This is a genomic window from Deinococcus sp. (genome assembly GCF_030523985.1).
Lineage (GTDB): Bacteria > Deinococcota > Deinococci > Deinococcales > Deinococcaceae > Deinococcus.
Window position 1 is genome coordinate 1 of record NZ_JAUNHK010000053.1, and the last position, 19,153, is coordinate 19,153.

General features: G+C 61.3%; 21 protein-coding genes. 15 read left to right on the plus strand and 6 right to left on the minus strand.

Features of this window, described 5'->3' with window-relative positions:
- Positions 1 to 1,029 (minus strand): WD40 repeat domain-containing protein (locus Q4C89_RS09040; RefSeq protein WP_303102280.1); only part of this gene is annotated, 1,029 nt, incomplete at its 3' end.
- A 123-nt stretch (positions 1,030 to 1,152) separates the two neighbouring features.
- Between Q4C89_RS09040 and Q4C89_RS09045 the strand changes: the two genes are divergently transcribed.
- The gene (locus Q4C89_RS09045) at positions 1,153 to 2,190 is read left to right on the plus strand and encodes an ABC transporter permease (protein ID WP_303102281.1); all 1,038 of its coding nucleotides are present in this window, start codon (positions 1,153 to 1,155) and stop codon (positions 2,188 to 2,190) included.
- 17 nt (positions 2,191 to 2,207) lie between these two features.
- Positions 2,208 to 3,206, plus strand: coding sequence for an ABC transporter permease (locus tag Q4C89_RS09050; protein ID WP_303102282.1), 999 nt, complete (start codon positions 2,208 to 2,210; stop codon positions 3,204 to 3,206).
- A gap of 90 nt (positions 3,207 to 3,296) precedes the next feature.
- Here Q4C89_RS09050 and Q4C89_RS09055 read toward each other — a convergent pair whose 3' ends face one another.
- Genes Q4C89_RS09055 through Q4C89_RS09070 form a run of 4 tightly spaced genes read right to left on the minus strand, consistent with a single transcriptional unit; the run spans position 3,297 to position 7,847 of the window.
- Entirely contained in the window at positions 3,297 to 4,634 is a 1,338-nt protein-coding gene (locus tag Q4C89_RS09055; protein WP_303102283.1) for a DGQHR domain-containing protein, read from the minus strand.
- Positions 4,631 to 5,206, minus strand: coding sequence for a hypothetical protein (locus Q4C89_RS09060; RefSeq protein ID WP_303102284.1), 576 nt, complete (start codon positions 5,204 to 5,206; stop codon positions 4,631 to 4,633). The genes Q4C89_RS09055 and Q4C89_RS09060 overlap by 4 nt, the downstream gene beginning before the upstream one ends.
- Positions 5,187 to 6,236: a phosphoadenosine phosphosulfate reductase family protein gene (locus Q4C89_RS09065; protein ID WP_303102285.1), complete on the minus strand. Its 1,050-nt coding sequence runs from the start codon at positions 6,234 to 6,236 to the stop codon at positions 5,187 to 5,189. Before Q4C89_RS09065 ends, Q4C89_RS09060 begins: the two co-directional genes overlap by 20 nt.
- 54 nt (positions 6,237 to 6,290) lie before the next feature.
- Positions 6,291 to 7,847 (minus strand): ABC transporter ATP-binding protein, encoded by a 1,557-nt coding sequence (locus Q4C89_RS09070; protein ID WP_303102286.1) that lies wholly within the window; start codon positions 7,845 to 7,847, stop codon positions 6,291 to 6,293.
- A 110-nt stretch (positions 7,848 to 7,957) separates the two neighbouring features.
- On the opposite strand from Q4C89_RS09070, the gene Q4C89_RS09075 reads away from it, so the two are divergent.
- Positions 7,958 to 8,791, plus strand: a complete 834-nt coding sequence (locus Q4C89_RS09075; protein ID WP_303102287.1) for a phosphatase PAP2 family protein — start codon at positions 7,958 to 7,960, stop codon at positions 8,789 to 8,791.
- On the opposite strand, the gene Q4C89_RS09080 is transcribed toward Q4C89_RS09075, so the two are convergent.
- On the minus strand, positions 8,754 to 8,990 hold the full coding sequence (locus Q4C89_RS09080) for a hypothetical protein (protein WP_303102288.1): 237 nt from the start codon (positions 8,988 to 8,990) through the stop codon (positions 8,754 to 8,756). The two genes, Q4C89_RS09075 and Q4C89_RS09080, sit on opposite strands and share 38 nt — an antisense overlap.
- Before the next feature lie 205 nt (positions 8,991 to 9,195).
- Between Q4C89_RS09080 and sdhC the strand changes: the two genes are divergently transcribed.
- The 12 genes from sdhC (at position 9,196) to Q4C89_RS09140 (ending at position 18,912) form a co-directional block, all read left to right on the plus strand.
- Positions 9,196 to 9,552 (plus strand): succinate dehydrogenase, cytochrome b556 subunit, encoded by a 357-nt coding sequence (sdhC, locus tag Q4C89_RS09085; RefSeq protein WP_303102289.1) that lies wholly within the window; start codon positions 9,196 to 9,198, stop codon positions 9,550 to 9,552.
- On the plus strand, positions 9,552 to 9,929 hold the full coding sequence (locus tag Q4C89_RS09090; protein WP_303102290.1) for a succinate dehydrogenase hydrophobic membrane anchor subunit: 378 nt from the start codon (positions 9,552 to 9,554) through the stop codon (positions 9,927 to 9,929). Before sdhC ends, Q4C89_RS09090 begins: the two co-directional genes overlap by 1 nt.
- Positions 9,930 to 9,959: 30 nt before the next feature.
- Positions 9,960 to 11,711: a succinate dehydrogenase flavoprotein subunit gene (gene sdhA, locus Q4C89_RS09095; protein ID WP_303102291.1), complete on the plus strand. Its 1,752-nt coding sequence runs from the start codon at positions 9,960 to 9,962 to the stop codon at positions 11,709 to 11,711.
- 47 nt (positions 11,712 to 11,758) lie between these two features.
- Positions 11,759 to 12,529 (plus strand): succinate dehydrogenase iron-sulfur subunit, encoded by a 771-nt coding sequence (locus Q4C89_RS09100; protein ID WP_303102292.1) that lies wholly within the window; start codon positions 11,759 to 11,761, stop codon positions 12,527 to 12,529.
- Positions 12,530 to 12,756: 227 nt separating this feature from the next.
- Positions 12,757 to 13,896 (plus strand): NAD(P)/FAD-dependent oxidoreductase, encoded by a 1,140-nt coding sequence (locus Q4C89_RS09105; protein WP_303102293.1) that lies wholly within the window; start codon positions 12,757 to 12,759, stop codon positions 13,894 to 13,896.
- Between the two features lie 422 nt (positions 13,897 to 14,318).
- Positions 14,319 to 14,705: a multidrug efflux SMR transporter gene (locus Q4C89_RS09110; RefSeq protein ID WP_303102294.1), complete on the plus strand. Its 387-nt coding sequence runs from the start codon at positions 14,319 to 14,321 to the stop codon at positions 14,703 to 14,705.
- The gene (locus Q4C89_RS09115; RefSeq protein WP_303102295.1) at positions 14,702 to 15,019 is read left to right on the plus strand and encodes a multidrug efflux SMR transporter; all 318 of its coding nucleotides are present in this window, start codon (positions 14,702 to 14,704) and stop codon (positions 15,017 to 15,019) included. Before Q4C89_RS09110 ends, Q4C89_RS09115 begins: the two co-directional genes overlap by 4 nt.
- 65 nt (positions 15,020 to 15,084) lie before the next feature.
- Entirely contained in the window at positions 15,085 to 16,323 is a 1,239-nt protein-coding gene (locus Q4C89_RS09120; RefSeq protein ID WP_303102296.1) for an acetyl-CoA hydrolase/transferase family protein, read from the plus strand.
- 60 nt (positions 16,324 to 16,383) lie between these two features.
- The gene (locus Q4C89_RS09125) at positions 16,384 to 16,872 is read left to right on the plus strand and encodes a TlpA family protein disulfide reductase (RefSeq protein ID WP_303102297.1); all 489 of its coding nucleotides are present in this window, start codon (positions 16,384 to 16,386) and stop codon (positions 16,870 to 16,872) included.
- Positions 16,869 to 17,291 (plus strand): isochorismatase family protein, encoded by a 423-nt coding sequence (locus Q4C89_RS09130; RefSeq protein WP_303102298.1) that lies wholly within the window; start codon positions 16,869 to 16,871, stop codon positions 17,289 to 17,291. Before Q4C89_RS09125 ends, Q4C89_RS09130 begins: the two co-directional genes overlap by 4 nt.
- Positions 17,288 to 18,322 (plus strand): M42 family metallopeptidase, encoded by a 1,035-nt coding sequence (locus Q4C89_RS09135; protein WP_303102299.1) that lies wholly within the window; start codon positions 17,288 to 17,290, stop codon positions 18,320 to 18,322. The genes Q4C89_RS09130 and Q4C89_RS09135 overlap by 4 nt, the downstream gene beginning before the upstream one ends.
- Positions 18,319 to 18,912 (plus strand): alpha/beta hydrolase, encoded by a 594-nt coding sequence (locus tag Q4C89_RS09140; RefSeq protein ID WP_303102300.1) that lies wholly within the window; start codon positions 18,319 to 18,321, stop codon positions 18,910 to 18,912. The genes Q4C89_RS09135 and Q4C89_RS09140 overlap by 4 nt, the downstream gene beginning before the upstream one ends.
- The last annotated feature ends 241 nt before the right edge of the window (positions 18,913 to 19,153 follow it).

Here is a 19,153-nt window from a genome sequence, read left to right on the forward strand (position 1 = left end):
CAGCGCGTGTTCGCCGTCGGGCATCAGGCGGACGCTCTCCACGTCGGGCAGGACATGGCGGGCCAGCACCGTTCCGGTCATCACTTCGCGCAGTTCCAGGGTGGTCACGTTCGGCTGGGTCGGCAGCGGCAGGGTCACCAGCACACGCCCGGCGGTGCGGTCGAAGCCAGCGGGCACCGCGCCCCCGGCCAGGTAGGCGGGCAGCGGCAGCGGCGTTCCCCCCGGCACCTGCACCGTGCGGCCCCCGGGTGCCACCAGCAGGCCCCCCGGCATCAGGTCGGCTTGCGGCAGCGGCAGGGTGGTCAGTGTCCTGCCTGTGGCGGTTTCAATCAGCGTGGTCTGCTTTTGCCCACGAAAACGGGGCATGAAGGTCGAGCCGTCCGGCGAAAAGAACAGACCTTCGGGCGGGTAGCTGCCCTTGACAGTGGTCAGACGCTCGCGGGTGCCGAGGTTCCAGAGCTGGACGTAGCTGTTCTTGTTGGCGACCGCCAGCCGCGTTCCGTCGGGACTGAAGGCGAAGCCGACGCTGTCGCGCAGGCCCGGCGAACGCAGAAAGAAGTTGTACACCGGCTTCTGGAAGGTCGAGAAAAAGCCCACCAGCCCGTCGCCCGTCAGCTTGTCGTTGTCGAGGGCCACCGCCAGCCACTTGCCGTCGGGACTGATGGCGGGCGTCACGTTCGGCAGGACTTCGGGGGGCAGGCGCACTTCGCGGCGCATTCGGCCCGTGCCCGCGTCGTAGAGCCGCACCACCGTTCCGCCCACGGCCCGCACCGCCACGATGCCGGTGATGGGGTCGCCCGCTCGGCCCGGCAGCGCGTCGGGGGCCACGCCGATGACTTCCTGTGGCTCCGCCGCCAGGGAAATGATGGTCGGCCCACTCAGGGGTGAAGGAGAGCCGGGCAGGGCCGGAGCCACCGGGCCAGGGGCCATGCCGGAAGTTTGCGCTGCAGCAGGCTGAACCAGAACCGCTAAGCCGAGAAAGGCCGTCAGCAAACGCCGCCGCAGCCCCGTCAAAAGAGGATAGGTCATCAGGCCACAAAGGTACGCCCTAGAAGCTGACCGCGCATGTGACACCGCCAGACTCTAGACTGCGCCCCATATGCCAATACCAGTTCAGGGAAGCGCCCCGTTTCCCGTCTCAGGAGGTTTTCCTTGGGCAGTTATCTGATTCGCCGCCTGTTTCGCACGTTGCTGGTCATGCTGGGCATCAGCCTGTTGGTGTTTACCTTCGTGCGCCTGATTCCCGGCGGCCCCTGCACGGCCATCCTGGGCGAGCGCGGCACCCCCGAATCCATTGCCCAGTGCAACCGTGACCGGGGCTTCGACCGACCCTGGTTCTTCAACACGACGGGCGAAGGGGGCGTGCTCAATGCCCAGTATCCCAACTACATGGGCGGGCTGCTGCGCGGCGACCTCGACAAGAGCATCATGACCCAGATTCCGGTCAAGGACGACCTCAAGACCCGGTTTCCCGCCACCGTCGAACTGGCGTTTGCCGCGCTGGGCTTCGCGCTGCTGTTCGGGCTGCCCGCCGGAATCGTGGCGGCGCTGCGGCGCAACTCGGTCTGGGACAACCTGGCGACCACCTTCAGCCTGATCGGGGTGAGTATGCCTGTCTTCTGGCTGGGCCTGCTGCTGTCTTACTTTTTCGGGGTGTATCTGGGCTGGCTGCCGCCCAGTGCGCGGTTGGGCACCGAGTTCGACATCCAACCGATTACGGGCATGAACGTGCTCGACGGCCTGCTGCGCGGTCAACCCGCCGCCGCCTGGGACGCCGCCAAGCATCTGGTGCTGCCCGCCATCGCGCTGGGCACCATTCCACTCGCCATCATCGCCCGCATCACGCGCTCCAGCCTGCTGGACGTGCTGGGGCAAGACTACGTGCGTACCGCCCGCGCCAAGGGCCTGAGCGGTGGCTCGGTCACGCTCAAGCACGCGCTCCGTAACGCCCTGCTGCCCATCGTGACGGTCATCGGTCTGCAAATCGGCGGTCTGCTCGGCGGCGCGGTGCTGACCGAAACCATCTTTTCGTGGAACGGCCTGGGGTCGTGGCTCTACGACGCCATCAGCGCCCGTGACTTCTTCGTGATTCAGGGCGGGGTCATCTTTATCGCGCTGGTGGTCAGCATCGTCAACCTGCTCGTGGACCTCAGCTACGCCGCGCTCGACCCCCGCATTCAGTACAGGTAAATCCAACAGGTGAACCCATGACCGCAACTGCAACCCCCACCCAGACACGCAAGCCCCCCAACATCTTCTGGCGGCGCTTTCGCAAGAGTACGCCCGGCAAGGTCGGAGCCATCATCGTGGCGCTGTTCGTGCTGCTGGCGATTCTCGCGCCCGTCATTCGGCCCTACGACCCCACCACCGACCGCAACTACCGCCTCAACCTCAAGCCGCCAAGCATCACGGCGCTGTGGAACGCAGAGGCCAAGGAAACCTACACCGACCCCGCGACGGGCAAGGTGGACCTGTGGCGTGCGCCTTTCGGCACCGACAACCTGGGCCGCGACATCTACACCCGCGTGCTACACGGCACCCGCATCAGCCTCAAGGTCGGCGTGGTCAGCACGGTGCTGGCGCTGGTCATCGGGTCGCTGCTGGGCGTGCTGGCCGGCTTTTTCGGCGGCTGGTTCGACTCGCTGCTGGGCTACTTCACCGACGTGCTGCTGGCCTTTCCGAGCATTCTGCTCGCCATCGGCTTCGCCACCATCTTCAGTTCGACCAATCCACCGCTGCTGATTGCGGGCCTGGACAAACTCTTTCAGCTCAACAGTCCGCAACTCGTGACCGCCATGCTCGCCGTGTCGCTGGTGCAGATTCCGGTGTATGTGCGCCTCGCCCGCTCGGTGGTGCTGGGGCTACGCGAACGCGAATTCGTGCAGGCGGCCCACGCGCTGGGAGCCAGCCAGACCCGCACCGTGTTCAAGCATGTACTGCCCAACAGCCTCTCGCCGCTCATCGTGCAGGGGGCACTGAGCATCGCCACCGCCACCATTGAGGTCGCCGCGCTGGGCTTTCTGGGGATCGGGGCACAGCCGCCCCTGCCAGAGTGGGGCACCATGATTTCGGATTCGCGCAGCTACTACATAGACGCGCCCTGGACGATGATTTTTCCTGGCCTCGCCATCTTGCTGACCGTGCTGGGCTTTAACCTGCTGGGCGACGGCCTGCGCGACGTGCTCGACCCGCGCAGTACGCAGTAGACGTCAGAAAGATACTTGGCAAGAAGATGGCGGCTCCCAATCAGAGCCGCCATCCTAACGCAGAAACGTTCTTGAATTTCCCTTAGATAGCTATTCCCTTTCAAAAAGAAAATAATCCGAGCCGATTACGACGTCCCCGTTAATTAGGCTAATATCACCATCATCACTTTTCATATCTAGTGCAATGAGTAGCAGATTTGTCAATCGAGTTTTACCTATCCCAGATGCTTCACCCAAAATTTGAACTCTGTCTTCCCTTATTCTGCTTAATCCATTCAGTCGCCTTATAAAATATCCCATCGAAAGGTCAAGTCGACCCGACTGTTCGCCAATCAGTCTTTTCAAAACAGTAAATAGGGCCTGTATACCTACAGTCTTAGTGAAATATGTAGAATCTCCAATCCTCTGCCATAGAAGTTTATCCACCACAGAAAAGAAGTGGGATACAGAGTAATATATTTCATCGTCCCTGCCAAGTAGATAAGAGACTCTCATAGGAGATCTATCATCAGACAGAGCAGTCCTATCGCCCCTCCCGAATTCTTCATACATTACACTTCTATCACCAGCCGTGTTCTTAGATATCAGCGACAGTATTCCATTTACTACCGTAGCAGTTGAAATTGCCCAACTTTCACTGCTTTGATCAACATATTCCTGATTTGCTATCTTAATTTTTCCTCTCAAAGGCCCCGCATCGAAGCTCATGTTATGAGATACATTGAATCTTTCTATTGTCTCATCCGATACAGCATTCAAGCGGCGGGTTAAAAAAACCGCTAGCTTATCTGGTGACCAAGTGCTTGGATTATCATCAGTAGAAACATTAAAGAGTTCATACGCTAAGCTCTTATCTACTGGCTTCTGGTTAAAATTTATCGTTGCAAAAACGTATGCCTGCTGTTCAGGCTTGAGGTTGAAATAAATACTGCAGGGCAATTCCATTTCTAGAGCCCTTTTCACAGCGGGATCATGTATAAGCTTTTCCTCACGTAGCTCTTCCAAAGCCTCCAAGAAGCCATAGAGTCTATGTTGACCATCTATAACCACTGCGCTTCTAATATCTTCAGAAACAGTAAGTATAGACCTACTCGTCAGATTGCCATTGACATCCTTAATATCTTGAACTTGCCAATTACTCCCTTCACAGACCTCACCTTCAACAATCTCTGAATTATTTACTGACAAGATAACAGTGTTAGGAAAAACCGCCTCAGAAGAGCGCACGAACTTTGCTATAAGACGCTTTCTATTCTCTGAATACCTCCTTTGGATCCCATCCATCTTATAAAACCTCTCGCTCTCGGTATCAATCACAGCTCTAAATCTCTTAACCTCTATAAGCTCCAAGAGTACTGAGGCTCGTATGGATGCCAAGTAGAAGACACCGTATGGCTGCGATACTCTAATGGCATCAAATTCCCTCATATTATAGCCTCCGGTATTTCACTATGGTTTATACTTGCTTCTCTTAATCCCCTGTTAACATCCCCACCATGATAAGTACTAGGATTTTCTTGTATATTCGAATCGAAACTATCGTTATCATAGTTAGCATATATCCAAACTAACCAGGATATCAGTATTATACCCGATAGCAGCCAGTAGTTTACTTGCATTATATAACAGTATATTGATAGACCCGCAACCACCGTAGTAAGTATTGCCATCATTAGAATATGTATAGAATTATTTACTTTTTCTTCCCTAGTCATTAAATCTACTCTAGTAGATGAAGGAAGATTGATTTTCCTGATAACGAAATCGAACAAAGCTGTGACCGCTATAGCTATACCATATGTAACAACATTCTCGTATATATTTATAGGCACATTAGGAAGCCCGTACTGCTTCAGCTTCCTCAAAAAATCTATCCAAATTCCTATCCCGCCCACCATACCTACAAAGATTAGGAAATAAAATATTATTATTGGATTCTCAAAAGACGCTTTAGTTCTTTGCCAACATGTCTCCCAAAATTTACGCCATCCTATTCTCATAACTATCACCGTATTTTCCGGATGCCCATATCTTATATATAAGATCTATCTCCTCTTGTGAAATCAACTCGTATCCAACCAACCGCTGAGCCTCTAATAGTTTTTTAAAAATTTCTTCCCTAAACTCCCTCTTCAGTCTACCCTTTTGTCCATTTGGCCTTATGACCCTATTATCTTCTCTAAATGACTCTATCTTGAGAAAATTTCTCAATTCTAGCAATGGCTCATATTTCTTACCGGACTGAGTTTCTACTATCTTCTGCATGGTTTTATCCTGCTGAACCACCGTACACGTCCAACATCCGAATCTAGAATCTCTCCCATTATAGATAGTCTCCAGCCTATCTGTTGGATAACCACGTGCGTAGGCAGAGAAGTTTACATAGTCCCAAACATCGCACTGCCTCCAGAAAGCTACAGGGGCATAATATCCTATTCCCATTGCCTGACTATGATCCATCCAAATACCCTGACCACATTCGCCCCCCCTTGAACAAGCTGAATACATTTTTTTATCTCGTAAGTCAGATTCACCAAATCTGACTCCCGTAAATATTGCTGTCGTATCTACTCTATTATTTAGCCTAATAATCTTCTTCGTCGGATCTATCTTCAGTTTATCCGTGCACCATCTAAACTTCTGATGAGGCGCTGGATATCCTTTTCCTATTATAGAAACCCAAAAGGATTTACTTGGTTCCGGCTTGACAATCTCAACTTCCCCAAAGCCCTTCAGGAATTCTAGAAATTCAGTACTTTGAGAGAGTATAGTTGGTATTTCCACTTGAGTATCAGAGTAAACAAATCTAATTTCTATATCCTTATGTTTACATGCCTTCAGCCATTCACAGAGGGTTATAGCAACAGCCGTAGAATCTTTACCACCAGAAAACATACAGATCCACTGCCTATAACCATCGCTATACGCCTTGTCAAAGCACTTAAATGCAGACATTTCAAGGGTCTCCATCTCGGACTGCCTGGGAAGGAAAGAGTTACCCGAGATCTCATCTAAGGATATTACCGACATACTTACTCCTGTATTGTGTTATGTTTAGCGCTATAACTCACTAGTAGTTAGCTTCTATTTACTTCCCGTCATCAGCAGGCCCAGGCCCGTTTCGGTGGCCTCGGCGGCGCTGACTTCGCCTGCAATCTGGCCCTCATACATCACCAGAATGCGGTCGGCGAGGTTCATCACTTCACCCAGGTCAGCGGACACCAGCAGCACGGCGAGGCCCTGGTCACGCGCTTCCACGATGCGGGCGTGAATGAACTCGATGGCCCCGATGTCTACCCCACGCGTGGGCTGGCTGGCGACCAGAATCTTGGGGCCTTTGCGCATCTCGCGGGCCACGATGATTTTCTGGGCATTGCCGCCCGAGTATCTCCCGGCGGGCAACGACGTGGAGCGCGGGCGCACGTCGTACTTCTCGGAGAGGTCACGGGCATTCTGCTCGATCACGTCCAGTTTCAGCAGACCCAGCGGCCCGGCGAAGGGGACGCGGTCCTGCTCGCCCAGAATGAAGTTTTCGGCGGTGGTCATTTCCAGCACCAGCCCACGCTCGTTGCGGTCTTCGGGAATGTGCGACAGGCCCGAGGCTTCGACCTCGCGCACGCCCCGCGCCTCCTGGCCCAGATAGGTGATGCGGCCCTGGTACGGCAGCAGGCCCGTGATGGCCTCCACCAGTTCGCTCTGCCCGTTGCCCTCCACGCCCGCGATGCCGACGATTTCGCCTGCCCGCACCTGAAAAGTCACGCCGCGTACCGCCTCGGCGTGGCCCCCGTGTCCGCCGCCATGCCCGCGCACGACCACGTTTTGCACGTCCAGCGCGACTTCGGCGGGTTGAGCCGGCTTTTTGTTGACCTTCAGTGTCACGTCGCGGCCCACCATCATGCGGGCGAGGGTTTCGGTGGTCGCGCCCGCCGCCGGGATAGAGCCGATCATCTTGCCGTCGCGGATAACCGAGATGGTGTCGGAAATGTGCAGCACCTCGTGCAACTTGTGGCTGATGAAGATGACGGCGTTGCCGCTCGCCGCGTACTGGCCCTTGAGAAACTCGAACAGTTCCTCGGTTTCGCTGGGGGTCAGCACGGCGGTCGGTTCGTCCAGAATCAGGATGCGGGCACCCCGGTAGAGCGTCTTGAGAATCTCTACTTTTTGCTGCAAGCCCACAGGCAACTCGCCCACCAGCGCGTCGGGGTTGAGGTCGAAGTTGAACTGCCGAATCAGTTCGGCCACCCGCGCCCGCGCCGCCGCGTAGTTGATGCTGGGGCCACTGGTCGGCTCGGCCCCCAGAATCACGTTTTCGGTGACGGTGAGCGTGTCCACCAGTTGAAAGTGCTGAAACACCATGCCGATGCCCTTGGCAATCGCGTCGGCAGGGCTGGAAAAGCTCACGGGCTGCCCGTCCACAATAATTTCGCCGCTGGTGGGCGGCTGCGCCCCGTACACGATTTTCATCAGGGTGCTTTTGCCCGCGCCGTTTTCACCGCACAGGGCGTGAACGCTACCCCACTTCACTTCCATAGAAATGTTGTCGTTGGCGAGCACGAGTGGAAAGCGCTTGGTGATGCCTCGCAGCGAGAGGGCCACGGGCGAGTTGTGGGCGTGCGTGAGCGTGGGCGCGGGGGCGGTCATGGACAGAAGTTTAAGGGTCGGAGGGTGAGAGGGTCTAAGGATGGCTCTGGGCCATGGGCTGATGCTCACCGCTCACGGCCCATACCTCAAAGCTCCTCTACACTGCCCGCATGGATTCCCTGTGGCTGGCCGTCACCAACTTGGGCCGCGACGAAGTGTTTATCGTCGTGCTGGCGCTGTATACCCTGCTGGTGAGTCCTCGCGGCGGGCGTGACCTGGGTGTGGCCTTCGCGCTGAGCTATCTGGTCAACACCGCGCTCAAGTACGGCTTGAATCTGCCGCGCCCCTTTACCCACGACCCCGCGCTGGCGTCTGCGGCGGCCCAGGCGACGGCGGGTGGCCCTGGTCTGCCCAGCGGACACACCCAGATGAGCGCGACCCTGTGGGCGGGCATCGCCATGCAGGTGCGCCGCCCCGCGTTTTCCGTTTTCGCGGCCCTGACAGTCGCCCTTATCGCCGCCTCGCGCCTGCTGCTGCATGTCCACTTTCCGTCCGACGTGCTGGTGGGCCTGGGACTGGGCCTGGCCTTCGCGTGGCTGGGAAAAAACGGGACGTTCGCCAACTGGAACGCGGCCCGCTGGGGCATTCCGCTGCTGATTCTGGGTTTTACCGCACTGCTGCCTGCCAGCACGCCCCGCGAATACAGCGCGGGCTTGGGCCTGCTGGCAGGCTTCTGGGCTGGGCGGCCCGATTTTGCGCCCCCGCGTGACTGGACGGGGCGGCTGGTGGTGGCCCTGCTGGGGCTGGCACTGGTGTTCGCCGTCTACTTTGGGCTGGGGGCGCTGCTGGGTAGCCTGGGCCACTCGCCGCTGCTGCGGGCAGTGCGCTACGCCGCGCTGGTGCTGGTTGCCCTTCAGGTCGTGCCGCTGGTGCTGCGGCGCTGGCTGCCGACTTCCCCTGACGCGATCAGTCCTGTCCAGCCTCGCCGGACTCCTGCGGCTTGACCCAGCGCGTGCCCAGCAGGGCGGGGCCCACGGGCGCGGCGGGCTTGGGCGGGTAGGCGGCGCGGTGGGCCGTTCGCAGCACCATCTGCACTTCGCTGTCGCTCAGCACGCCTTTTTTCTCCAGCAGCGTCAGCAGGGCGAGGTTGAGTTTACGCAGGTAGTTCAGTTCGGCCTGCGTGTCCGGCTCAGGCTTGGTCACGCCGGGCAGCATAGCGGGATTTCCCCGCGCAGTAACGCCACCCCGCGCCCCACCGTGCGCCAATTGCAGTTCTGTGCGCCAGGGACGGTGATATGCTCTGAGCGTCTAAACCGGGTGATGCCTAACACATCACGAGACATGGCTGCCTGCCTCCCAGGTTCGCGACGAACCGAAGGGGGAGCGGGTGATGAGGGAGGACTGAGGAATGTACAAAGGGAGAGAAGGGCAGTGGGCCTTCCTGCTGCACCGCCTGTCTGGACTGGCAATCCTGGCTTACCTGATGCTGCATGTGTTCAGCATCGGGTCCGTCATTTTGGGTGAAGAGTTTTACATGAGAATTCACCACACCTACGACCTGTGGCCCTTTCGTGTGGGCCTGATTTTCGTGACGGCTGGCGTGGTGTATCACGCGCTCAACGGCCTGCGCATCATCGTGATGGACTTCGCGGGCGCGGGCGTGGCCTACCAGCGGCAGATGTGGTACGCGGTGCTGGCCCTGACGGCGCTGGCGACCGCCTACACGGCCTGGGTCAACATTCCCCGCATTCTGGGAGGCTACTGATGATTAAGGCCCGCACCCTGACCGACGCCCGGCAGCAGGCCCACTCCAACGCCGAGCTGAACTGGTGGATCTTCATGCGTATCAGTGGCCTGATCCTGGTCTTCCTGGTTCTCGGTCACATCTACATGACCTTCATTCAGGTCAGCGAAGCCGACGCGACGTACGTCGCCGTGGTGAACAAGCTCAGCAACCCCGCCTGGAAGTTCTACGACTGGCTGATTCTGGTGCTGGCGCTGCTGCACGGGGCCAACGGTGCGCGTTACGTCATCGAAGACTACGTGCGCTCGCGCCCTGACCGTGCCTGGATCAAAGGCACCTTCTTTACCATCATCGCCCTGCTGCTGGCTTTCGGCACCGTCGGGCTGATGTCCATCTGAACCCACCCGACTTACTGAGAGGGACTATTCATGCATCATCGTTATGACGTTATCGTCGTGGGCGCGGGCGGCGCAGGTCTGATGGCCGCGCTCTACGCCGCCAAACAGGGCGTTTCTGTCGCCTGTATCTCCAAGCTCTACCCCACCCGTTCGCACACCGGCGCGGCTCAGGGCGGCATCGGCGCGGCGCTCGGCAACGTGCAGGAAGACCACTGGGAATGGCACATGTTCGACACCGTCAAGGGTGGCGACTACCTGACCGACCAGGACGCCGCCGAGGTGTTCGCCAAGGACATCATCGAAGTGGTGTACGAACTCGAGCACATGGGCCTCCCCTTCTCGCGCACGCCCGAAGGCAAGATTGCCCAGCGCAAGTTCGGTGGTCACACCCGCGACTTCGGTAAGGCCGCCGTGGAGCGTTCCTGCTACGCCAAAGACCGCACGGGTCACATGATTTTGCAGACCCTGTACCAACAGAACGTGAAGGCCGGGACGCTGTTTTTCAACGAGTTCCACGTCACCGACCTGATTATCGAGAACGGGCGCTGCCGTGGCGTGGTGGCCTACGACCTGGCGACGGGCGAACTGCACACCTACCACGCCAAGGCCGTGATTCTGGCGGCGGGCGGCTATGGGCGCGCCTTCAAAATCACCTCCAACGCGCTGACGCTCACGGGCGACCTGATGAGCATCTACTACCGCAAGGGCCTGCCGCTGGAAGACATGGAGTTCTACCAGTTCCACCCTACGGGCCTCGCCAAACTGGGCATTCTGGTCACCGAAGGGATTCGCGGCGAGGGCGGCATTCTGCGTAACTCGAACGGCGAACGCTTCATGGAACGCTACGCGCCGACCATCAAGGACCTCGCGCCGCGTGACATCGTGTCGCGCTCGATTACCACCGAAATCCGCGAAGGGCGCGGCGTGGGCAAGGACAAGGACGCTGTCCACATTGACCTGACCCACCTGCCCCGCGAAGTGATTGAGGGCAAGCTGGCCGAAATCACCGACCTGGCCCGCACCTACCTGGGCCAAGACCCGGTCAAGGACCTCGTGATGATTCAGCCCACCGCCCACTACGCGATGGGCGGCATCCCCACCGACCTCAATGGCCTGTGCCTGAGCGACGGAGCAGGCGGCAGCATCGAAGGGCTGTACGCGGCGGGCGAGCAGGCCTGCGTGTCGCTGCACGGGGCCAACCGCCTCGGCACCAACAGCCTGGGCGACCTGGTGGTCTTCGGACGCCGCGCCGGGATCTACGCCGCGCAGTACGCCAAGCAGGTCGAGTACGCCGAGATGCCCGAAGACCCCGAAGCCGAAAGCCGCCGCATGTTCGACGACCTGCGTAAGGCCAGCGGCAAGGACAACGCCGCCGCCATCCGCAAGGAACTGCAGGAAACGATGATGGCGAACGTGGGCATCTTCCGCAACGGCCCCGACATGCAAAAGCAGGTCGGCATCATTCAGGAGCTCAAGGCCCGCTACAAGAACGTCGGCGTGTCCGATACCACCGCTCGTTACAACACCGAACTGGTGGAGGCGATGGAACTGGGCTTCCTGCTCGACTGCGCCGAAGCGATGGCGAGCAGCGCCGTCAACCGTACCGAGTCGCGCGGCGCACACGACCGCGAAGACTTCCCCACCCGCGACGACCAAAACTGGCTCAAGCACACGATGGCGTACAAGGACCTTAACAAGCCCGGCAACGTCGTCATCGGCTACAAGGACGTGGCCCTCAAAGGCTTTACCCGCTCCTTCGAGCCGAAAGCCCGCGTGTACTAAAGGCAGCGGGGGAAGTCTTTTTCTCCCCGCTGGCATAAGGAACAGCTATGACCCAAACAGCAGTGACCCCCAGCGCCGCGCCGCTCGCCCCCGCGAACGTGCCGATGCTGCAACTGAAAGTCAAGATTCTGCGCTTCAACCCCGAAACCGACAAGAAAGCCAAATGGGTCACCTACAATGTAGAGGCCCAGGCAGGCGACCGCATCGTAGACGTGCTGAACGAAATCAAGTGGTATCAGGAGCCGGGGTTGACCTTCCGCCGCTCCTGCCAGCACGGGATTTGCGGCTCGGACGCCATGCTGATCAACGGGCGCAACCGCCTCGCCTGCAAGACCCTGGTGCGTGACCTCGTCAAAGGTTCGGGCGGCGAAATCACCGTCGAGCCGATTCGCGGCCTCAAGGTCGAGCGCGACCTGCTGGTGGACATGGAACCCTTCTTCGATGCGTACAAGGCCATCATGCCTTACTTCATCAACGAAGACCCCGCCCCTGCAGGCGAGCGCATCCAAAGCGAGGAGCAAGCCGAGCGCATGGCCCACTCGTCGAACTGCATCCTGTGTGCATGCTGCACGACCTCCTGCCCGATTTTCTGGGTCAACGGGTCGTACCTCGGCCCCGCCGCCATCGTGCAGGCGCACCGCTTCATCTTCGACAGCCGCGACCAGGCCACCCAGCAGCGCCTGAACATCATGAACCAGAACACGGGCGTCTGGCGCTGCCGCACCGCCTACAATTGCACCGAAGCCTGCCCGCGTGAAATCCCCATCACCACCCTGATTGAAGAAGTCAAGCGTGCGGTGATGTTCCAGCAGGCCTGAACCTCGCCATTTCCGGGGCGTCTCCGAAAGGGGGCGCCTTTTCCCTTTACGCCTGCCTGCCTATGAGAACAGAGTAAACACACGTCTGCTCAAGACGGCAGGGCGTGTTACGGATTCATTTCGGCAAAGGTGTACACTATGCGCCGAACGCCGGGTGAAAGTCCCGGCTCTTTTGCGGGCAACCTTTGACCCTAGCTCGTGAATACTTTCACAGGAGTCCTGAAGCGATGAAAACCTTGATTCTTGGTGCGGGCTACGCTGGCCTCGCCGCTGTTACCACCCTCAAGCCCACCCCTGGCCTCGAAACCCTGCTCATCGAGCAGAACGCCTACCACACCTTCGAGACTCGCCTGCACGAAGCCGCGGCGCACAACACCCGCGTGACCCTGCCGCTGGCGCCCTTGCTGCGCGGCACGGGCGTGGCGTGGGAGCAGGCCAAAGTGGACTATGTCGACCTCGACGAGCGCGAAGTGGGCCTCAAGGACGGGCGCGTGCTCACCTACGACAAGCTGGTCGTGGGCCTGGGCAGCGTGACCAACTTCTACCGCATCCCCGGCCTGGCGGAAAACGCCACCGAACTGAAGGAACTGGCGCACGCCGACGAGATCTTCAACTTCGTCAACCGCACCTTCGACAACGGCTACCAGGGCAACCGCGACATCGTGGTGGGCGGCGCGGGCCTGACCGGGGTCGAACTGGTCACCGAACTGGCGCAGCGGGCCGAACTGCTGAGCAAGGAGCGCGGCCTGCCCCCCTTCAACATCTTCCTCGTCGAGGCTGGCCCCAAGATTTTGCCCATTCTGGACGACGCCCTGCGCGCCAAGGCCCAGAAGACGCTGGAAGACTACGGCATCAAGATTCTGGTGGGCCACCGCCTGATGCAGGCGACCCCCGACAGCGTGACCGTGCAGACCGCTGACGGCGAGCAGAAGGTCATTCAGGCGGGCAAAATCATCTGGACGGGCGGCATTCAGGCCCGCGACATCGTGCGCGGCAAGAACCTGGAAAAAGGCCCCGGCGGGCGCATCGTGGTGGACGAATACCTCAAGGCCAAGGGCTACGACGACGTGTTCATCCTGGGCGACATGGCGCTGGCGCTGAACCAGGAAGGCAAGCCCGTGCCCACCACCGCGCAGCACGCCGGACAGCAGGGCCGCACCATGGGCAAGAACATCATGAGCCTCGCCAGCGGCAGCCCGCTGATGCCCTACGAGCCGACCACCCTGGGCGAGTTCGTGTCGCTCGGCGGCCTGATGGCGGTGGGCTGGATGAAACTGCCCTGGAACCAGAAACTCGCCATCACGGGCGGCATTGCCCACGTGATGAAACGCGCTTCCGAGTGGAAGTGGCGCTCCAGCATCGAGTAGTCAACCCACCTCCCCTCATGTCCCGGTTCTCAGGAGCCGGGATTTTTTATGTATCTATGAAGCCCGCCTTTAACCGCAGCCGACAGTCCGCTGACACTCTGTGGCGACAGTGAAGGCGAGTCGGGGCAGTCCACCCAGCCGGGGCAGGTGCCTCGCCCGCCTGTGCCCAGCGCCGAGCGGAATTCCAGAATGTCGGGTGAGACCACACATGCGCAGAGATGCGTGCCAGAACCAGACCGTTCGCGCCCTCCTGGGTGAAGCTTTTTACGCCCGGAGTTGGACGTAGCGGGGCAGACCCGTCCTCAGTAGAGCCTGAGGGCCACCGGGCGCTGTTTTTTCGCGCTCAGCCCTGAACCGACAAATCCATCACATCCATTCTTTTTGCATTATTTTCGACTTTCCATTTCAAGGACGGTGACTTTATGCGTGCCTGGCCCGCGCTGTTTGCGGCGATTGCCCTGGAGGTAACAGGTACCCTTTCTCTCAAACTTTTTGCGTCTCAGTCGTGGCAACTGCCGCTGACCTATGTGCTGTTGGCAGCCTCCTATGTCCTGCTGGCGCAGGCATTTCGCCGGATTCCGGTGGCGGTGGCCTTCGCGGTCTGGGAGGCGGCGGGGCTGCTGCTGATTACCCTGCTGGGCACCGTGCTGCTGGGCGAACACCTGACGCCCAAGCAAGGGCTGGCGCTGCTGGGCCTGATGGCGGGCGCGGCCCTGCTGCACCGGGGCACCCACGAAAGCGGAAACACGAGCAACACCAACACCAAACCTGTGCGCCAGGAAGCCTTGCGGCGCGAGGTGAGCGCATGACCCCCCTCGCCCTCCTGCTGTTGGTCGGTGCGGTGGCGCTCGACCTGTGCGCCAACATCTTGCTCAAGCACTCTGACGGGTTCCGGCGGCCCTTGCCGGGGGCACTGGCCCTGGTGCTGGTGTGTGCGGCTTTTACCCTGCTGGGCTTTGCCGTGCGCGAGATGCCTGTGGCGGTGGCTTACGCGGCCTGGGGCGGCATGGGCATCGTGACGGCGGCCCTGCTGTCGCAACGGATAGACGGCACCCGTCTGAATGCCTCGGCCTGGGCAGGCATCGGCCTGATTGTGCTGAGTGTGGCGGCGCTGGGTGGATAGCGAAAGGGACAAGCGTAGGCGGTAGCCTCTCCCCTCTCCACTGCACCCTCTGCGAAAATAGCCTCATGAACCGCGTTACGCCCGCGCAACTGCAAGATCTGATCGCGGCCCGCCGTCTGGGAACCGACGCTCGCGTGATTGTCAGCGGAAACCAGGCCGTGCCCTGGACGCTGCTGCGGCTGCTGGACGAAGCTCTGCCCGCCTACCGCCTGTCGGTGCTCAACGCGCCCGCCGGGATTCCTGACCGGGAGGGCGTCACTCACGAAACGTCCTTTGTGGGCGCGGGAATGCGGCGCAGCGGGCGGCTGGCCTATGTCCCGGCGCGGCTGTCGCAGGTGCCGCTGCTGTTCGGCACGACCCGCGCCCCCGACGTGGTGCTGCTGCACGTCTCGGCCCCACGCGGCGGCAAGGTGTCGCTGGGCATCGAGGTCAACATCCTGCCTGCCGCCATCGAACACTGCCGGGCGCGGGGGGGTCTGGTGCTGGCGCAGGTCAATCCGCAGATGCCCTACACCTTCGGTGACGGCGAATACGACCTCGACACCTTTGACGGCGTGCTGGAGGTGGATGAGCCGCTGGCCTCCCCGCCTGCCCGCGCCGCACAGGGCCACAGCGACGCCGCGCAGATCGGCGCACAGGTCGCTGCCCGCGTGGGGGACGGGGCCACCATGCAACTCGGCATCGGTGAAGTGCCCGACGCCGTGCTGCCGGGCCTGACGCAAAAGCGGCGGCTGGGCATCTGGTCGGAGATGTTCAGCGACGGCCTCCTCAGCCTCGAAGCGGCGGGCGCCCTCGACCCGGAGCGGCTGGTGGTGTCGTCGTTCGCCTTCGGGAGCAGCGACCTGTACCGCTGGCTGGACGGCAACGAGCGGGTCAGGATGCTGCGAACCGAAACGGTCAACGACCCGGCCCAGATTGCCCGGCAGCCGCAGATGACCAGCGTGAACACCGCCCTTCAGGTGGATTTGTTCGCCCAGGCCAACGCCTCGCGCATCGGCGCACGCATTCACTCGGGCTTTGGCGGGCAGACCGATTTCATCGTGGGGGCGCTGCATTCGCCCGGTGGACAGGCACTCATGGCGCTGCGTTCCTGGCATCCCAAAGCGAATGTTTCGACCATCGTGCCGATTCTGAGCGAGCCGACCACGTCGTTTCAGCCCAGCGCCGTCATCACCGAGCAGGGCACCGCCGAAATTCTGGGCCAGGACGAGCGCCAGCAGGCCAGCGCCCTCATCGAACGGGCCGCCCACCCCGACGCCCGCGACCACCTGCGGGCCGAAGCGCGGCGGCTGGGGCTGATGTAGGCAGACGGCTTCGGCCCCGGCCCCTTGCACCTTTCCCCCTGCCCGCCGTCTACTGCGCCCATGTCCACTGACTTCCCCTGGCCCGAACCCGGCGACTTCGTGCATGGCTCGCCCCTGCCGCCGCCCACCGAATGGAGCCGCCCCGGACTGGTCATGACCTTTAACTTGGAGTGTCCCGGCTGCGTGTCGCGGGGGATTCCCTTTCTCAAGCGTCTGCACGCCGAGCATGGCGAGGAGGTCAACCTACTGGCGGTGCACACCAGCTCCGGGCATCGCCGCCTGCCGCGTGAGGACGTGGAGCCGACCCTGGTCAAATTTGCCCGTGACTTTGCCCGGTTGCCTTTTCCGGTGGCGCTCGACCTGGAGGGCACGTTCGCGCGGGCCTGGCAGACCGAGGGCACGCCCCACTGGTTGGCCTTCGCACCGGGCGGCGAACTGCTGCGGAGCGTCTACGGCAGTCAGGACAACGCCCAGACCCGGCTGGATTATCTGCTGCGCGAATGGGCCGGACAGCCCGCGTCATCCGAACCCTTATCATCGCCCTCATGACACTCACTCCGAGAGCTTTGCTGCTGCTGAGCGTGCAGCGCCACCACCTACATGACCATCCCCACGAGCGCGAACTGGCCCGCGAAGGTTTGCGGCAGGTCGAGGCCGCCCGTGAAAGCGGCGAACTGATTGCGCTGGTGCAGTGGGACGGAGAAGAAGGCAGCCCTGCCCAAACCTTCAGCAAGGACTGGACGCTTTATCCCGATTTCCGCGCCGAGGCGGGCGACGTGCTGGTGCGTGCCCAGCAGCCCGACGCCTTTCACGGTTCCGACCTGGACGCGGCGCTGCGGGGCCGGGCCGTGCGGCACCTCACCCTGCTGGGCCTGGACAGCGACAACCTGACCGTCACCGCCCAGAGTGCCCGCGACCTGGGCTATGACGTCACCGTGAACGTGCTGAACGCCGGAGAGCACGAGTGAGCCGCGTGGATTTGGACTACACCCTGGACGTGCTGGTGCGGCTGCTGGCGACCCCCAGTCCGACGGGCTACACCGAGCAGGCCGTGGCCCTGGTCGAGCAGGAGTTGCGGGCACTGGGCGTGACTTCCCAACGCACCCGCAAAGGCGCACTGACCTGGGAAATCGCCGGAACGGGCGCGGGCCACGTCACCTACAGCGGGCACGTGGACACCCTGGGCGCGATGGTCAAGGGCATCAAGGGCAACGGGCGGCTGCTGCTGTGGCCCCTGGGCGGCTACGACTGGGCGACAGTGGAGGGCGAGGATGTGCTGATTCACCGTCAGAACGGCACGACCCTCAGCGGCACGGTGGTCAACGTGCGGCAGTCCACCCACGTTCACGGGGCGGCCCTGCGTGACCTGCGGCGCGAGGCGGCGGTTATGGAAGTGCGCCTGGACGCCGTGACCCGCAGCGCTCAAGACACGCTGCGCTTGGGCGTAGGGGTGGGCGATTTCGTCAGCTTCGACGCCCGGCCCCGCGTGACTCCGGCGGGGTACGTCAAGGCCCGGCACCTCGACAACAAGGCGGCGGTGGCGGTCTTTCTGGCAGTCACCCGCGAACTGCTCCAGAACCCGCCGACCAAAACGGTGGCCTTTCATGTGACCACCTACGAAGAGGTCGGACACGGCGCGGCGACGGGCATTCCGGCCCACACCGACGAACTGGTGGCGGTAGACATGGCAGCGGTAGGCGACGGGCAGACCAGCAGCGAGCATCATGTTTCGCTGTGCGTGGCGGACGGCGGCGGCCCTTACGACCACGCGCTCGGAAACCGCCTGCGGGCCGCAGCGGAGCAGGCAGGGGTGGAACTGCGGGTGGACATCTACCCCTTCTACTCCAGCGACGGCACGGCGGCCTGGCGTGCGGGCGGCGACTATCCGGTGGCGCTCATCGGCCCTGGGGTGGACGCCAGTCACGCCTACGAGCGCACCCACACCGATGCCCTGCGGGCCACCGCAGAACTGATGCTGGCCTACAGCAGGCAGGCATGAGCAGCACTCCCCGCCATGCCCTGCCCCGACTGGTCATCGTGCCCGGTCTGGGCGACAGTGGGCCGCAGCATTGGCAGACGCTCTGGGAACAGAAATTCGGCGCGGCGCGGGTTCGCCAGGACGACCCGGAAAACCCCACGCCCGAGGGTTGGGCGGCCCGCTTGCAGGAAGTCGTTGAAGCCACCCCCGGCCCGCTGGTGCTGGTCGCCCACTCCTGCGGCGTGCCGACGGTGGCGCACTGGGCGCAGCTTTACCCGGTCAGCGAACGGGTCAAGGGCGCTTTGCTGGTCGCCCCACCCGACACCGACAACGCCACCTTGCAGCGCGAACACCCGGCGGCCTGCCAGATGGCCCCGCTGCCGCTGCGTCCCCTCCCCTTTCCGGCACTGGTGGTCGCCAGTGAAACCGACCCGTTCTGCACCCCCGAACGGGCCGCCGCTTTTGCCGCCGCCTGGGACGCCGCTTTTGTGACGGCAGGCGAAGCAGGCCATATCAACACGGCCAGCGGCCACGGCGACTGGCCCGAAGGAGAGGTGCTGCTCTCGGAGGCGCTGAACGCCTGGACACCGCAGGGATTTACGCAGTTATAGAAGTGGATGCCGGAAAGGGTCAGACAGTTGGTGGCCGAAAAACCGGGAAACGCAGAATTCCAGGGCCGTCGGGCGCAAGGCGCACGGGCCGCACACGAACGGGAAAATACCAGCATCCAAGCCCCGTGCAACCAAGGAAAGCCAACCCACCAGCGAACCCACCGCCATGTGCACAGCGCCAGCGTTAAGCCCCTGTCCCCCCTGGGGATAGGGGTTTGGGGTTGGGGCCAAAAGCTGAAGC

Bases quoted from the DNA above. Each gene is read 5' to 3' on its own strand.
- Q4C89_RS09050 (WP_303102282.1), top strand. From the start codon at position 2,208: ATGACCGCAACTGCAACCCCCACCCAGACACGCAAGCCCCCCAACATC.
- Q4C89_RS09055 (WP_303102283.1), bottom strand. From the start codon at position 4,634: ATGAGGGAATTTGATGCCATTAGAGTATCGCAGCCATACGGTGTCTTC.
- Q4C89_RS09060 (WP_303102284.1), bottom strand. From the start codon at position 5,206: ATGAGAATAGGATGGCGTAAATTTTGGGAGACATGTTGGCAAAGAACT.
- Q4C89_RS09065 (WP_303102285.1), bottom strand. From the start codon at position 6,236: ATGTCGGTAATATCCTTAGATGAGATCTCGGGTAACTCTTTCCTTCCC.
- Q4C89_RS09070 (WP_303102286.1), bottom strand. From the start codon at position 7,847: ATGACCGCCCCCGCGCCCACGCTCACGCACGCCCACAACTCGCCCGTG.
- Q4C89_RS09075 (WP_303102287.1), top strand. From the start codon at position 7,958: ATGGATTCCCTGTGGCTGGCCGTCACCAACTTGGGCCGCGACGAAGTG.
- sdhC (WP_303102289.1), top strand. From the start codon at position 9,196: ATGTACAAAGGGAGAGAAGGGCAGTGGGCCTTCCTGCTGCACCGCCTG.
- Q4C89_RS09090 (WP_303102290.1), top strand. From the start codon at position 9,552: ATGATTAAGGCCCGCACCCTGACCGACGCCCGGCAGCAGGCCCACTCC.
- sdhA (WP_303102291.1), top strand. From the start codon at position 9,960: ATGCATCATCGTTATGACGTTATCGTCGTGGGCGCGGGCGGCGCAGGT.
- Q4C89_RS09100 (WP_303102292.1), top strand. From the start codon at position 11,759: ATGACCCAAACAGCAGTGACCCCCAGCGCCGCGCCGCTCGCCCCCGCG.
- Q4C89_RS09105 (WP_303102293.1), top strand. From the start codon at position 12,757: ATGAAAACCTTGATTCTTGGTGCGGGCTACGCTGGCCTCGCCGCTGTT.
- Q4C89_RS09110 (WP_303102294.1), top strand. From the start codon at position 14,319: ATGCGTGCCTGGCCCGCGCTGTTTGCGGCGATTGCCCTGGAGGTAACA.
- Q4C89_RS09115 (WP_303102295.1), top strand. From the start codon at position 14,702: ATGACCCCCCTCGCCCTCCTGCTGTTGGTCGGTGCGGTGGCGCTCGAC.
- Q4C89_RS09120 (WP_303102296.1), top strand. From the start codon at position 15,085: ATGAACCGCGTTACGCCCGCGCAACTGCAAGATCTGATCGCGGCCCGC.
- Q4C89_RS09125 (WP_303102297.1), top strand. From the start codon at position 16,384: ATGTCCACTGACTTCCCCTGGCCCGAACCCGGCGACTTCGTGCATGGC.
- Q4C89_RS09130 (WP_303102298.1), top strand. From the start codon at position 16,869: ATGACACTCACTCCGAGAGCTTTGCTGCTGCTGAGCGTGCAGCGCCAC.
- Q4C89_RS09140 (WP_303102300.1), top strand. From the start codon at position 18,319: ATGAGCAGCACTCCCCGCCATGCCCTGCCCCGACTGGTCATCGTGCCC.